The sequence below is a fragment of the Streptomyces sp. WMMB 714 genome (genome assembly GCF_900090125.1).
In the GTDB taxonomy this organism is placed as follows: Bacteria; Actinomycetota; Actinomycetes; order Streptomycetales; family Streptomycetaceae; genus Streptomyces; species Streptomyces daqingensis.
Map to the genome: position 1 here is coordinate 161,446 of NZ_FMHJ01000012.1, position 14,746 is coordinate 176,191.

9 protein-coding genes are annotated in these 14,746 nt (G+C 70.3%); 1 reads left to right on the top strand and 8 read right to left on the bottom strand.

The features are described 5' to 3' along the window. Positions 1–23: 23 nt before the first annotated feature. From H181DRAFT_RS21485 to H181DRAFT_RS21510, 6 genes are all read right to left on the bottom strand, one after another. Positions 24–1,622, bottom strand: coding sequence for an RNA polymerase sigma factor (locus tag H181DRAFT_RS21485; protein ID WP_254666932.1), 1,599 nt, complete (start codon positions 1,620–1,622; stop codon positions 24–26). 404 nt (positions 1,623–2,026) lie between these two features. Then, positions 2,027–3,037 carry a FadR/GntR family transcriptional regulator gene (locus tag H181DRAFT_RS21490; RefSeq protein WP_074467978.1) on the bottom strand — a complete coding sequence of 337 codons (1,011 nt, stop codon included), beginning with the start codon at positions 3,035–3,037 and terminating at the stop codon, positions 2,027–2,029. A 172-nt stretch (positions 3,038–3,209) separates the two neighbouring features. Next, entirely contained in the window at positions 3,210–6,068 is a 2,859-nt protein-coding gene (locus H181DRAFT_RS21495; RefSeq protein ID WP_045866208.1) for an ATP-binding cassette domain-containing protein, read from the bottom strand. 302 nt (positions 6,069–6,370) lie between these two features. Next, the gene (locus tag H181DRAFT_RS21500; protein WP_045866209.1) at positions 6,371–7,126 is read right to left on the bottom strand and encodes an NUDIX hydrolase; all 756 of its coding nucleotides are present in this window, start codon (positions 7,124–7,126) and stop codon (positions 6,371–6,373) included. A 105-nt stretch (positions 7,127–7,231) separates the two neighbouring features. Then, positions 7,232–9,181: a glycogen debranching N-terminal domain-containing protein gene (locus H181DRAFT_RS21505; protein ID WP_045866210.1), complete on the bottom strand. Its 1,950-nt coding sequence runs from the start codon at positions 9,179–9,181 to the stop codon at positions 7,232–7,234. A 283-nt stretch (positions 9,182–9,464) separates the two neighbouring features. Continuing rightward, the gene (locus H181DRAFT_RS21510; protein WP_078895899.1) at positions 9,465–10,736 is read right to left on the bottom strand and encodes a DUF4192 domain-containing protein; all 1,272 of its coding nucleotides are present in this window, start codon (positions 10,734–10,736) and stop codon (positions 9,465–9,467) included. Between the two features lie 140 nt (positions 10,737–10,876). Between H181DRAFT_RS21510 and H181DRAFT_RS21515 the strand changes: the two genes are divergently transcribed. Then, positions 10,877–13,087, top strand: a complete 2,211-nt coding sequence (locus tag H181DRAFT_RS21515) for a RecQ family ATP-dependent DNA helicase (RefSeq protein WP_045866211.1) — start codon at positions 10,877–10,879, stop codon at positions 13,085–13,087. Between the two features lie 128 nt (positions 13,088–13,215). Here H181DRAFT_RS21515 and H181DRAFT_RS30255 read toward each other — a convergent pair whose 3' ends face one another. After that, positions 13,216–13,596, bottom strand: coding sequence for a hypothetical protein (locus tag H181DRAFT_RS30255; RefSeq protein ID WP_045866212.1), 381 nt, complete (start codon positions 13,594–13,596; stop codon positions 13,216–13,218). Between the two features lie 327 nt (positions 13,597–13,923). Further along, a complete protein-coding gene (locus H181DRAFT_RS21525) occupies positions 13,924–14,616 on the bottom strand; it encodes a ribonuclease HII (protein WP_045866286.1) in 693 nt (230 codons plus the stop codon). Positions 14,617–14,746 lie beyond the last annotated feature (130 nt).

Here is a 14,746-nt window from a genome sequence, read left to right on the forward strand (position 1 = left end):
GTAACCGCGTGCCTGTGGCCGCCTCAGTCCAGGTAGTCGCGCAGGACCTGGGACCGGGAGGGGTGACGCAGCTTGGACATCGTCTTGGACTCGATCTGGCGGATCCGCTCACGGGTCACGCCGTAGACCTTGCCGATCTCGTCCAGGGTCTTCGGCTGACCGTCCGTCAGGCCGAAGCGCATCGACACCACGCCCGCCTCGCGCTCGCTGAGCGTGTCCAGCACCGAGTGCAGCTGCTCCTGGAGGAGCGTGAAGCTGACCGCGTCGGCGGGGACGACTGCCTCGGAGTCCTCGATGAGGTCACCGAACTCGCTGTCGCCGTCCTCACCGAGGGGCGTGTGGAGGGAGATCGGCTCGCGGCCGTACTTCTGGACCTCGACGACCTTCTCCGGCGTCATGTCCAGTTCCTTGGCCAGCTCCTCCGGCGAGGGCTCGCGGCCCAGGTCCTGGAGCATCTGCCGCTGGACGCGCGCGAGTTTGTTGATGACCTCGACCATGTGCACCGGGATGCGGATGGTGCGGGCCTGGTCGGCCATCGCGCGCGTGATGGCCTGCCGGATCCACCAGGTCGCGTACGTCGAGAACTTGTAGCCCTTGGTGTAGTCGAACTTCTCGACGGCGCGGATGAGACCGAGGTTGCCCTCCTGGATCAGGTCCAGGAAGAGCATGCCGCGGCCGGTGTAGCGCTTGGCCAGGGAGACGACCAGACGGAGGTTCGCCTCCAGCAGGTGGTTCTTGGCCCGGCGGCCGTCCTCGGCGATGATCTCCAGCTCGCGCTTGAGCTTCGGTGCGAGCTTGTCCGCCGCGGCGAGCTTGTCCTCGGCGAAGAGACCGGCCTCGATCCGCTTGGCGAGTTCGACCTCCTGCTCGGCGTTGAGGAGCGGCACCTTGCCGATCTGCTTCAGGTAGTCCTTGACGGGGTCGGCCGTGGCGCCCGCCGCCGCGACCTGCTGCGCGGGCGCGTCGTCCTCGTCGTCGTCGGAGAGGACGAAGCCCTCGTTCTCGTTCTTCACCTCCGCGGCGGGACCGTCGTTCGCGCCGGGCTTGTTCGCCGCCTTGGACGGCGCCTCGTCGGCGGCCTCGTCCGAGCCCTCGAGGAGCTCGTCGACGACGGACTTCTTGCCTGCGCCCTTCTTCGCTGTGGCCTTCTTGGCGGTCGCCTTCTTGGCCGTCTTCTTGGCTGCGGTCTTCTTCGCCGCGGCCTTCTTGACCGGCTCGGCGGCTGTCTCGACAACGGCCGCGTCGACGACCTCCGCGGGGACCGCGCCGGTCTCCGCGGCCGTCTCCGGCTTGGCGTTGGCCTGCTTCGCGGCAGCGGTCTTGGCGGGAACCGTCTTCGTGGCGGTGCGCTTCGCCGGGGTCTTCGCCGCGACGCTCTTACGGGTGCGCTTGGGGGCTTCTGCGGCACTCACCATCAGCGTCACACCCTCCTCGTCGAGGATCTGGTTGAGGCTGCGCAGTACGTTCTTCCACTGGGTTGGCGGAATCTGGTCAGCCTCGAAGGCCCGACGCACGTCGTCGCCGCCGATCTGCCCCTCAGCCTTTCCCCGCTCGATGAGCGCCACCACAGATTCGGATTCGGCGATCTCCGCAGGGAGCGTACGGGATGTGCTGGCCGACACGAACAACCTCTCGGAACGATGGAAACGGCAAACCGCCGGTGGGGATGGACCGACGGCGCGGGCTGAGCATCGAAGGAATACGGCGCCTGGTTGAGCGCCGGGCTCGGGCTTCGTATTCCTCCTCGGCTGTCACCTCTTGAGTCATCGCGCTGCACCGCGAAGCGTTACGGGCAATACGCGTGGCCCGGATCACATCCTGCACGCATGCATTCTGTGAAAAATCCCTGAAAGACGGACAAGAGGGGCGCCTGTACGACCAGGCACCGCCCTGATGGACGCGATACGGATGCGCCGCCGATGTCCGGCGGCGCATCCGTATGTGCCGCCGGCGCGGCTTGTCGGTCGCGTCCCCCGCTCCGGCTCGCCCCCGAGGCACGGGGACGCCGGAGCTTCGGGCACTTCGCTCAGTGCTCGCGGGGCGCCGGGACGACGTGATCGGTACCGCCCGTACCGCCGGCGCCCGTGCTGCCGCCCGGCTGCGGCACCGCGGGGGCGGCCGCGGTCTCCGGACGTACGCCGAGCAGCTGACGCATCGCCGACTCGGCCGTCGCGGACTCACCCGAAGCGAGTGCGTCGAGGACCCGCTTGTGGTGGGCGATCGACGCCTCGGACGCCCGGTCGCACCCGGTGGCCGGGCCACCCGAGACCTGGAGTGCGGCGGAGACGATCCCCGAGAGGTGCTCGAGCATGCGGTTCCCCGCCGCCTGCAGCAGCAGCCCGTGGAACTCCGCGTCCGCGCGGGAGAAGGTGAGGGTGTCGCCCTGGCCGAGTGCGTGCGTCATGATCTCGACCATGTCCGCGAGGCGCTGCTGAACCTCGTCCCGCACCTGGCCGGCGGCGAGGCGGGCCGCCAACGGCTCGATGGTGCTGCGCAGTTCACGCAACTCCCGGCGCTGGTCCTCCCGCTGCGGCCCGAAAGCGCGCCATTCGATGATGTCGGGGTCCAGCAGGTTCCAGTCGCTGACGGGGCGAACCCTCGTCCCCACGTTGGGCCTCGCGCTGACGAGACCCTTCGCCTCCAGGACCCGGAGGGATTCGCGGACGACGGTGCGGGAGACCTCGAAGCGGTGGCCGATCTCCTCGGGGACCAGCGGACGATCGGCTCCGAGGTCGCCGGAGACGATCATCTGGCCGAGTTGCTGGACGAGTTGGCCGTGCAGACCGCGTCCGCGGTTTCCGGTGGCGCGGCGGCCGACGCGGTTGATGTCGGCCTCGGAGCCTTGCCAGGCGGGGACGTTGCTGGTCGTGCGTGCCGAGCCGGAGGACTCGGCGTACGCGTAACGGTCGATTTCTCCCGGGCCGGTGAGCCCGGAGTCGGCTGAACGAGCCGCGGTCATCATGGTGTGCGCAAGGGTAGTCACGCATTTCTTGTCGGCGGGGTTTCGCGGCGCCTTGAGGGCTTTGGTGAAAAGCACACGAAAGGGTGATCGTTAACCTCCCCGCAATTGACGCCTTATCGGAAAGGCATCGATGCCCGGAGACCATCTACCTGTCATATGCGAGACGTTGACACTTCTCCCACCGGGCAGTGCCCGACGCGCAAGTCGGAGGCACGTCCGGCGTCCCGGGTCAGCGTCCACCCACGTCTCACCGCGCGCGGCTGCGTACCGCGGTGACGAGATAGGCGAACGACAGCACCAGGAGAACCAACCCCAAGGCAGGGCCCGCGGGTTGGGACACCAACTCGACAACGGCCGACACCCAGCGCTCCGACCCGGGAGGCCAGGGGACGAGCAGCGCTGCTTCCAGACGTTCGGAAAGGCCGTCGAGCGACCGGCCGCCGGATTCGCTGAACAACTCGCGCAGCGCAGGTGAGACGAGCAGCGGCACCGCCAGCACCACTGCCGCACCGGCGGCTGCGGAACGGAAGACGCCTGCGGCGAGAAGTCCGGTCCAGCCGCACCCGACGGTGAAAGCGACCAGCGCTGCGGAGTGCAGCTGCCAGGGAGTGCCGCCGACCGGTGCGCCCGTATCCGCGAACAGTGAACCGGCAGAGGATTCCACCGCGTTCGACGTGCCGAAAGCGAAGACCTCGGGACCGAAGAACACAGTCAGTGCCATCACGTTGAGCCCGGCCACGAATAGGCAGAGCACGACGGAGAGAACGGCCGATACCGCGAGTTTGGAGGCGAGCAGGCTCAGTTTGTGAGGGACGGCAGGACGCGCGGGGACGAGCGCCGGGAACCGGAACTCCTCGCCGAACGCGAGCGCCCCCAGGACCCCGACGGCGAGGGCTACAGGGGGCAGCAGAAAGAAGCCGCCCGGCGGCCAGCCGGAGAGCAGACGCACCGCGGGCGCGACCGTACTGCTCGAAGCCGTCGGCAGGCCCAGGCCCGTCCAGGCCATGACGAGCGAGAGACACAGCGCCACCACCACGGCCGCGGCCACGACGATCCACGTGGTGCGGACGCCGAAGAGGCGGCGCAACTCGTAACTCAGGGGGGCCACGGGGCCCGGGCGCGCGACCGCGTGGAGGGGCGGCGGAAGTTCCGCGGCAGCAGGCACCGGAGGGCACGACGGGGACCACCCCGACTGGGTACTTGAGGATTGCGCGGCCGCCGTTCCGTCCTCGGGGCGGGCGGCAGAGGCAGCGGAAGCCGCCGAGCGATGCTTCGATCCACGGGACGGGGCGTCGGGGTCGACAAGGGGGACGACGCTGATGACGACGGTCGGATCGTCCGGGGACGCCTGCGGGGCGGGAGACGTCCCGGAGGGGCCGGCGGGACCGGCCTCGGGTCCCCCTGCGCGCGGGGGCGCTTCGACATCCGCTTGGGGCGGAGCCGAGTTGACGTGAGAGCGGGAGCGGTCCGGTTCCCCGGCGGAGGAGTGGTTCCCCTCGCTTCGGCCGGCAGGGGTGAGGGCTGCGGACAGCGCCATCGCCGGTGAGGCGTCCGCCGAGGAGCGCTCCAGCGTGGCGCCCTCCGCCGAGGAGCTGTCGGCCACTGCGTGGCTGTCCGTAGATGTTGCGACGGTGTCAGGAGGCCCCTGGGGCACCGGCGTTGAGCCGGGTGCGAGTTCGGCTTCCGCGAACTCCCTGTCACGTTGCGGTTCGTGGTCGTCGTCCGGTTCCTCTCCCGGTTTCGGTTCGAGTTCGGTATCGACAGCGGGAGGGCGGTCGGCGTCGGGCTGTGCTGGGGCGGTCACGGCGGAGGAGGCGGCCGCCGGGGTCCCGGGATCCTTCGACGAGGGCTCCGGCGGTGTCGTCCCGGGCCGTGAGTCGGCGGTCGGCGACGCCTCTTCACCCCAAGTCGCAGACGTCGAGGACGAATCGGCAGCCGGCACCGGGGGCTCGTCGTCGTGCCTGCCGGACGCCGTACGGGCGGCGCCATCTGGCTCCGGCTCGATGTCCGCTTCCGGCGACTCCTCGGGCTCCTGGCCATGCGACGCGGCGCCCGGCTGTACGGGTGCTGTCACCGCATCCGTAGCGGCGGGTTCGGCCGGGGAATCGGTTGCGGCCGACAGCGCCGAGGACCGGCCGGTTCGTGACAGCGAGGCCGTCGAAGGGACCGGCCGGCGACCGTCTGCTCGTACAAGCGGCTCAGGAGCCCCGACGTCCCCCACGTCACCGCTCTCGTCGGTGAGTTGATGGACGAGGATGTTGTTCCGATAGGCGTACTCGCCTACTTCGGCGCAGCTGCTGCCGTACACAGACAGATGGTTGCCGTCCTCACGGACGACCTTGAGAGGGCCGCTGTCGCGCCCCGGGCCGGCCCTGCGCGCCTCGTCGGTGAGAACCGCCGCCAGGCGGTCCGCGTGCGGGGTGCGGACGGCGACGCGAGGCCGCAGCCGGGTGCGTACGAAGTCGGCGACTTCCTGGTCCGCCATCAGGCAGCCTGAGTCGACGCTCACCACCCGGTCGGCCAGATCTGCCGCCTCGTCGGCACGGCGTGATGTCACCAGGACAGTGCCGCCTTCGTTCGCGTAGCCGCGCAGCAGCGAGTAGAGCCAGCTGGTCTCGCGTGGCGAGAGGTCCTGCGCCGGTTCGTCCAGGATCAGGGTGTGCGGGTCGCCGAGCAACGCGCAGGCCACCGCTAGGCGTCGGTCCATTCCGCGTGAGAGTTCCCCGATGCGCTTGTCCGCGAGGCCGCTGAGCCCGACGACGTCGAGCACGTCGTCGGCCCGGCTCACCGGTACGCCCGCGGCAGCGGACAGCATGCGCAGGTGGCCCCGTGCCGTGCGTGCCGGGTGGCCCGGCACGTCACCGAGCAACGTGCCGACTTCGCGGGCGAGATGGACGATCCTCTGCACGGGCCGTCCACGGAACAGGGCGACGCCGCGACCGGGCTGCAGCTGGAGCATGAGCCGTAGAGCGGTCGTCTTTCCCGAACCCCTGGGACCGAGAAGGACGGTGACGCGGCCGGGACGTGCCTCGAAGGTGAGGTCGTCGACGGTCGGCTTGAGTTGGTGTCGGCGAGGCAGGCTGGTCAGCCCGATGGCCTGGATCATCGCTTCTCCCGCGAGACGCCTGGGGGACGCATTGATGCAACATAACGCGACATACCAGGCTTTCCAGGCAATGCGCTCCACCCGGCCAGGTCCGTTCACCGGCGGATGCGCCGAGGCCGCGCCGGGTTGGCGGTCTGGCCGGTCGGCCGGAAACCGCTCGGCCGGATGTCGAGGCAGATTCGGGCGAGAGGCAGATACCGGCACGAGGCAGATACCGGCGGGAGGCCACATGCCGGCTCAGGGTCGAGTTCAGACTCGGGCCGAGACCAGACTTCTGATCGCGTTCAGACTTCGGGGGGAGTTCAGACTTCGGGGCGCAGCATGGGCGGGTTCAGTAATGTCGCTCCTCCAGCCCGGAAGAGCTGCGCTGGGCGGCCTCCCTGCCGCGTCGTCGTGCCACCGCTGGGGACCAGAAAGCCCGGCGTGCCAGTCACCTTGCGGTGGAAGTTGCGGGGGTCGAGGACGACTCCCCACACGGCCTCGTACACGCGGCGCAGTTCCCCGACAGTGAATTCCGGCGGGCAGAAGGCCGTTGCGAGGGAGGAGTACTCGATCTTCGAGCGGGCCCTCTCGACGCCGGCGGCCAGGATCTCCCCGTGATCGAAGGCGAGCGGGCTGTGGGACTCGCTGTCCTGTGCGGATGAGTCAGCGTTGCCGAGCAACGCGTCCACCGGCGCCCAGCGCGCACTCCTGGCGTCGCCGCCGGCTGTCGGCGAGGGAAGGTCCGGGGCGAGCGCGAGATGCGCGACGCTGACCACCCGCATCCGGGGGTCCCGTCCGGGATCGCCGTAGGTGGCGAGTTGTTCGAGGTGCGCTCCCGGAGAACGGCTTTCCTGATCGTGGGCCCGCAGCCCCGTCTCCTCCGCGAGTTCGCGTGCTGCTGCCGTGGCCAGATCCTCGTCGGCCCGGACGAAGCCTCCTGGCAGCGCCCACATCCCCTTGTAGGGCTCTTCACCGCGACGCACGGCGAGTGCGCACAGAGCGTGTCTGCGGACCGTGAGCACCACGAGGTCGACGGTGACAGCGAAGGGAGGGAAGGCCGACGGATCGTAGGGCATGGCGTGATCATAGTCGTCTCCCTGACGATAAACAGGGCCTTCCCGAATGGCTCTCTGCCCGGTTCTCCGTCACGGTTCGCCATCCGGGTCCATGCCGGAACCGTGTCAGTCAGCGAGTCGCAAGCTCCCCGGAATCTCGGAGACTTCTCCCTTCCCTTTGTCGGTCACCCGGACGGAGAAGGGCTCTCCCGCAACGCGCAAGCCGGCGAACTCGACGGCTCCCAGCGGGACGGTGGTGAGAGGACGCAGGGTGAGGGTGCCCTCGGGCACGTTCGCGTGCAGTCCGGCGAGCGTCAGGAGCAGTTGGATGCCTCCGGTCGCGGCGACCGCTGCTGGGCGGCACGCTGCCGGATGCGGAACGGGCAGCCCGCCACGCGAGCGTTGCTCCGCCGCGTACATCTCCGGCAGCCGCAGACCGAAACGTCCTGCCGCGTCGACGATCCCGCGTAGCAAGGCCCCTGCCTCACGCTCGTGGCCCGACCGGGCAAGCCCTGTCACCGCCGTGACCGACTCCTGGAGACGCACTGCCCCACTCCGGTGACCGAACGGGTTGTACCTCGCGTCGCGGCAGTCGAGGCTGCGCAGACCCCACCCCGAGTTGAGGGAGGGACCCGCCAGGAGACGGGCGAGCTGCTGGGTCTGCTCCTCCGTCAGCAGGCCCTCTGCTGGTCCGCCGGCCCCGGGCAGGCCGGTGTCCAGCAATTCGACTGCCGCGCAACCCAGGTAGGCGACGGGGCCGTCCTTCCGGGTACGCAGGGCGACCGGTCTTCCGCCGCTGTCGTCATCGGACCAGAAGTCCTTCCGGAAGCGTCCTCGCAGTGCGCTCGCCCATTCCTTCAACTCCCCTCCCCCGTCGCACCCGTGGGCGTCGAGAAGTTCGGCTCCGAGCAGAGCCGCCCGGTACGCCCCGGCCTGTACCTCGCAGCGGTACGGGCCGTCGGGCACGGGGTCGGGCAGATAGGGCCGCTGCTCCACGGCGCGGAGCATCCACTGCAGGGCACGCCGGGCTGCCGGCAGTAGCTCTTCCGCGTCACTCGCCGGGAGGCCCCAGCGGCATGCTTCGGCGAGCAACGCGGGGAAGAGCAGGGTGGCTTCGATGCCTGTACAGCTGGGCGGGGCGTACGGGCCGGCCAGTCTCATCGCGCCGGGCAGGCGGCCCGACTCACGCCCCGACCCGGCGATCTGTCCTCGTGCGAGGGTCCGCAATGTTCCTGCTGCGAGCCTGGTCCCGAGTGGTAGGAGCATCCGGGCGGCCCGCAGGGATTCGACCGGGGCGAAGGCTCCTCGCCAGGGCACTCCCGCCACCAGGTGGAGGTCCGACGAGTCAGCGGGATCGGCCATCAGCAGCGCGTTGGCGTCATCGAGGCAGACGCGGAAGAGTGCGCCCACCCTCGGGTCGTCACCGCGCGCCCGGACGCCGTGCCACAGCCGGGGCGGTCTGGCGGTCCGTGAGATCACGGTCGAAGGGCGGGCGTTCTTCCTTGGGCGAGAGTTCGAGGAGGCTGTCCTGGTGAGATCGGCGCTGAGTGTCACGGTGCGGGACTGACCTGGTGGCAGCTCCCAGTCCCAGCGCAGCACGCCGAGTTGTGCCCAGCAGCTTTCCGGCTGAGGATCGGCGGCGACGCGAGCGCGGAAACCCCTCGAAGTCCAGGAGAGACCGGCCCCGTTCACGGAGCCGGGCAACTCCTGTCCGGCGCATCCGACTGCCACCTGCGCGATCTCGGCCAGGTCCGTACCCAGCCGCAGCTCGAGCGGGACCCTTGCAGGAACCCCTCCCGCATTGCGCAGCGTGATCCGCTCCGTGCCGTCCGCCGACCGCAGCCGCTCGACCATGATCGCCGGGTCGGGGCCGTCGGCAGGTGTGGTGCGTGCGGTGGAGACGAACCGGGCACGCCAGGCGCTGACCATGCGTCCCTGCAGGGGAAGGGGTTCCATGCCGGCGATGAACAGTTGGCTGCGGGCGAGGACCCTGCGGCCCGCGTAGTAGACGCCCTCCATCCCCTGCCCGGTCAGTTGGCCGTGTTCGGGAGAGACAGCCAGGTGAGGGGCGGCCACACAGATCAGTGCGGAGTGGGCGGTCTGGTGTTCCGCCCGGTTTTCGATCCGCCCCGGTTCCGATGGCGGTCCGCCGACGCCTTGGCCGGGACGCGCCGCCAGTTCGCGGGGCCTCTTCTCTGTCCGCGCCTTCTGTTCGTCCTGACGGCGCGTCTGCGGTGAAGTGGACTGCGGCGTAGGAGACATGGAGCGTTCCTCCGCTTCCTGGTTCGTGGATCCGGCCGGGCCGGTGCGGTGGTGAGCGGCGTCCGCACACACATGAACGGATGGACAGGCGCGCAGGTCACGGGCCACTTCGGGGCACCCCGTTCGGCCGATCCTGCTTCTCGAGCGCCCTGCGGGCCTCTTGTTCCTTGCGCATACAGCCGCGCAGCAGTTCCGGATCGGTTCCCTCGTTGAAGAGCCGGTGCAGCAATCGGGCGAACGAGTACTCCGGGTCGTTCTCGAGAGCCCGGTCCAACGCGACGCGGGCAGTGGCCTCGTCACCACCGGACCACGCCACCCAGCCCGTCAGCGTCAGCGGAGCGGCGGAGTGCTCCGTATACGGACCGACGCAGCGCCGCGCCAGCGCACGCCACAGCCGCAAGGCCGGCTCGACCTCGTCGCCCTCCATCCATTCGGCCGCCCGGTCCCTGGTCCTGCGGTCCTGCAGGCCGAGGAGCAGCAGCGCTGCCTCTTCGTGGCTCATCAGCCCGTCGTCGTGAGCATCAGCGGTGGCGGCGTCCTCGCTCGGCGGTACGTCCGCCCTGTAGCGGGCCAGCAGCCTCTCGGCCAGTTCGACCGTCTCCGCTTCGACCGCCGGGCGGGTGCCGGCCACGAGCATGCGCGGCACGAGGAGTCTGCTGGCGCGGTCCAAGGCCCGCTCCTGCGCCTCGGCCGCCTTCAGCTCCAGTGGGGCGAGTCTGCGCTCCAGCTCCCGCAGGGAGCCTCGCACTTGAATACCCGCGTAGGCAGCCGCCGCTGCCATCGGGGAGGTGCCGGGAACTCCCATGGGCCGGCCTTCCGCAGGACAGCACTCGGCGTCCGGGCAGCAGTAGGACCAGAACGATCCGCCCGAGAGGCACAGCGCCTCCCACACCGGCATCTCCCGCTCGCCGCACGCCGTACGGAGTGCCTGCGCGAGCGGACGCAAGCGCTCCGTCACCTCCCGCCCCGACTCACCGGCGGCGGGGTCCCGGCAGAGGTACACGATGGCGCCTTCCGGACGGCGCCCACCCGACTTGACGTTCTCCTCCAGGCAGGCCGCGACCTGGGCCGAGACGGCAGGCCATTCCCCCGGGTCAGCGGGGAGGCCCAGCCTGATGCGGCCGCCGAACCGGCGGCGATCGCCGTGCAGGGCGACGACCACGATGGAGTCGTCGGGGTAGAAGCCGAGGAGATACGGCAGCGCGTCGGCCAGTTGGGCAGGGCCGCGCAAGGCGATCTCCCCCGCCCCCTGGAGTGGTGTGCGGTGTGCGCTACGGGCGGCGTCTCCCGGTTCGCCGCCGCCCCGGACTCCTCGGTCGGTGCGGTCGTTCTCGCTGTGGCTGCGGTGCTGGCTCTCTCGCTGCGTCATGCCAGGACGGTGCCTCGCCGCGCACGATGTTGGTCGGCAGTTATCCACAGACATCACGATTGGTGTGCTTAGTCATACGGAATGTGACTTATCCACAGGCTCATTCGCGGTTCCCCTATGCCGTCGGGTTGCATGGGGGCATGAACGACTCAGAGCTGCGCCGCGAGGCCGATAGCGTCCTGACCCGTCTCGTCGGAGCCGAGCCCGCTGAGACGGCAGGTGCCGAACCGGCCCGGCTGCGTGAGGACCAGTGGCGGGCGATCGAAGCGCTGGTCGCCGAGCGAAGGCGTGCTCTTGTCGTTCAGCGCACCGGTTGGGGCAAGTCGGCCGTGTACTTCGTGGCGACGGCGCTGCTGCGCACCCGCGGAAGCGGCCCCACCGTCATCGTCTCCCCGCTCCTGGCGCTGATGCGCAACCAGGTGGCGGCCGCCGAGCGGGCCGGTATCCACGCTCGTACGATCAACTCCGCCAACACGGAGGAGTGGGAGGCGATCCAGGCCGAGATCGCCGAGGGCGCGGTCGACGTGCTGCTCGTCAGCCCGGAGCGGCTCAACAATCCGGACTTCCGGGACGAGGTGCTGCCCCGGCTCACAGCGGCCACCGGGCTGCTGGTCGTGGACGAGGCGCACTGCATCTCCGACTGGGGGCATGATTTCCGGCCGGACTACCGGCGGCTCCGCACCATGCTGGCCGAACTCCCTCCGGGAGTCCCCGTGCTGGCGACGACGGCCACCGCCAACGCCCGCGTGACGGCCGACGTGGCGGAGCAACTCGGCACCGGAGCGCCGGCCGGAGACGGGGCCGAGGGCGGTCAGGTCGACGCGGCACTGGTGCTGCGCGGGCCTCTGGACCGGGAGAGCCTGAGCCTGGGAGTGCTGCGGCTTCCCGACGCCGCCCATCGCATGGCGTGGCTCGCGGACCACCTCGAGAAGCTTCCGGGCTCCGGCATCGTGTACACGCTCACAGTCGCCGCCGCGGAGGAGGTGACGGCCTTCCTCCGCGGTCAGGGACACGAAGTGGGCTCCTACACGGGCCGGACGGAGCACGCGGAACGAGAAGCCGCCGAGGCCGACCTGCTGGCCAACCGTGTGAAGGCGCTCGTGGCCACCTCCGCTCTGGGAATGGGCTTCGACAAGCCCGACTTGGGCTTCGTCGTACATCTCGGATCACCCTCCTCCCCCATCGCCTACTACCAGCAGGTCGGGCGCGCGGGACGCGGCGTGGAGCATGCCGAAGTCCTCCTGCTCCCCGGGCCGGAGGACGAGGCGATCTGGCGGTACTTCGCCTCCCTCTCCTTCCCCGCCGAAGAACAGGTGCGCCGGACGCTGGAGGTGCTGGCGTCCTCGGAGAGGCCGCTCTCCCTGCCCGCGCTCGAACCGCAGGTGGATCTGCGGCGCTCCCGGCTGGAGACGATGCTCAAGGTGCTGGACGTGGACGGCGCGGTCCGCCGGGTCCGCGGTGGCTGGACTGCCACAGGGCAGCCCTGGACGTACGACTCGGAGAGGTACGCCTGGGTCGCCCGTCAGCGGGAGTCCGAGCAACAGGCGATGCGCGAGTACGCCGTGACCACCGAATGCCGCATGGAGTTCCTGCGCAAACAGCTGGACGACGAGTCGGCGGCGCCCTGCGGCCGCTGCGACAACTGCTCGGGCGCCCGATTCGATTCCCACGTCTCCGACAAGCTGCTCGAAGCGGCGCGCGGCGAACTCGCGCGGCCCGGAGTGGAGGTGGAGCCGCGGAAGATGTGGCCGACCGGGCTCCCCGCGGTCGGCGTCCCGCTGAAGGGCCGCATTCCGGCAGACCAGCAGGCCGCCGCCGGGAGGGCTTTGGGCCGACTGTCGGACATCGGCTGGGGTAACCGGCTCCGCCCGCTGCTCACCCCGCAGGCCGGAGACGGGCCTGTGCCGGACGATGTCGCGCAAGCGGCTGTCGAGGTCCTTGCCGACTGGGCCAAGGGGCCGGGCGGCTGGGCGTCCGGCGCCGCGGACGGCTCGGCCCGCCCGGTCGGTGTGGTCACCGTCGATTCCCGATCCAGGCCGCAGCTGGTGCGCTCGCTGGGAGAGCGCATCTCCTCAGTGGGCCGCATACCGCTGCTGGGCACCGTGACGTACGCCGAACAAGCGGCCACGGGTGCACCCCCACGCAGCAACGGCGCGCAGCGGGTGCGTGCGCTCCATGCGGACCTGATCCTGCCGGAGCCACTTGCACGTGCGGTCGCTGAAGCAGACGGCCCGCTGCTGCTCGTGGACGACTTCGCCGACAGCGGCTGGACTCTGGCCGTTGCCGCGCGGCTGCTGAGAGGAGCAGGCGCGTCGGGTGTCCTGCCCCTGGTCCTCGCCGTGCAGGGCTGAAGCGCAGCCGGACGCCGACCGGCTGTTGCTCCGGCTCCGGCCGGAGCAACAGCGGCCGATCCCAGATCGAACGGTCAGCGGGCGTCCCGGCTCAGCTCAGCTTCGGGGAGCAGGCGCATGTGCAGGCGTCACAGCAGGTCGCGAAGCCGCTGCGGATCGCCGCAGACGATCAGCCGCTGCCGGGCCTTCGCCAGCGCGGCGGGCAGTGCCTCCGCCGCCGAAGCGTCGGTACCGCCGTTGACCGCCAGAACCGCCACTGTCCGCCGGGTGACACGCGGCAGCGCATCAGCGCTGACGCAGAACACGTCGTTGCCGTCGGTCAGTTGGCGCCAGTAGGCGTCCTCACCGAAGGAGAGTTCATGCTGGGCCCACGGGTGCTGTTCCCCGGTGGTGAGCAACAGAATGTCGCCGGGCGCGATTCCGTCGTCCAGGAGCTTGTCGACGGTTTCGTCGGCGACGTCGACCGCCGTGTCGTCTGTGGCGCCGACAAGTTCGATCTGTGCGGTCACGGTCGAAGTACCGCTGCCCGATGCCGAGTTGCCGCGCTGCTGCGACGGGCCCCCGCTGCGGACGGTTCCTGGACGGCCGGGTGTCGGTCCCTTGCTGTCCGCACGCGGATGCGCGGGGCGGGACGGGTTACGGGGGCCGGGGACGGGTGCTGCGGAGCGGGAAGCCTGCGGAGTTCGGGTGGCGGCCGCGATGTTGCGGGGGCCCGGGACACTCTCGTGAATCGTTGGCTCCTCAGGAGTGAGAGGCATGGAGTGATGTCTATCAAACGCGGGTTCGGGTCCCGTGGGCGGGTGCGACTCCCGGCATCGGGGCTCCCGCCTGCTGGTTCAGAAGATGCTCATCTGGTCCACGGACGGGTCCTCGGCCGAATCCACCCGCGTCCGCTTCAGGTGCTGCCAGCGGGGGAGGGCGTCCATGAAGGCCCACGACATGCGGTGGATCGGTGTCGGCCCAAGCGCCTGAAGCGCCGTCTTGTGCACGGGCGAGGGGTACCCGGCGTTGTCGTGAAAGGCGAAGTCCGCGTGCTCGCTGCCGAGTTCGGCCATCAGCGCGTCTCGGCGCACCTTGGCGAGGACGGAGGCCGCAGCCACCGAGATGCACGACTGGTCGCCCTTGATCACGGTACGCACCCGCCACGGCATGCCGAGGTAGTCGTGCTTGCCGTCGAGGATGACCGCGTCGGGCCGGACGGGGAGGGCCTCCAACGCGCGTACAGCAGCGAGCCGCAGCGCCGCCGTCATTCCGAGTTCGTCGATCTCCTCCGAAGAGGCGTGCCCGAGCGCGTGAGCGGTGACCCACTCGTTCAGTATCTCGGCGAGTTCCGTGCGCCGCTTGACGGTGAGGAGCTTGGAGTCGGTGAGGCCCTCAGGGGGGCGGCGCAGGCCGGTGACGGCCGCGCAGACGGTCACGGGACCGGCCCACGCTCCCCGGCCGACCTCGTCGATACCGGCGATCAGCTTGGCACCCGTCTTCGCGCGGATCGACCGCTCGACTGTGTGCGTCGGAGGCTTGTACGGCATGGCCGCCTCAGCGTAGCGCTGAGTGCCGGCGCCCTGCTCCGGGGGGCTATCCGACGGCCTCTCGTCCGGAGTGCGTTCGCCCGCGCCGGCCACTTCCTCGCCGGACACGGCGTGTTCGCCCTCCGGCTCG

Bases quoted from the DNA above. Each gene is read 5' to 3' on its own strand.
- H181DRAFT_RS21495 (WP_045866208.1), bottom strand. From the start codon at position 6,068: ATGATCCAGGCCATCGGGCTGACCAGCCTGCCTCGCCGACACCAACTC.
- H181DRAFT_RS21515 (WP_045866211.1), top strand. From the start codon at position 10,877: ATGAACGACTCAGAGCTGCGCCGCGAGGCCGATAGCGTCCTGACCCGT.
- H181DRAFT_RS21525 (WP_045866286.1), bottom strand. From the start codon at position 14,616: ATGCCGTACAAGCCTCCGACGCACACAGTCGAGCGGTCGATCCGCGCG.
- H181DRAFT_RS21510 (WP_078895899.1), bottom strand. From the start codon at position 10,736: ATGACGCAGCGAGAGAGCCAGCACCGCAGCCACAGCGAGAACGACCGC.
- H181DRAFT_RS21500 (WP_045866209.1), bottom strand. From the start codon at position 7,126: ATGCCCTACGATCCGTCGGCCTTCCCTCCCTTCGCTGTCACCGTCGAC.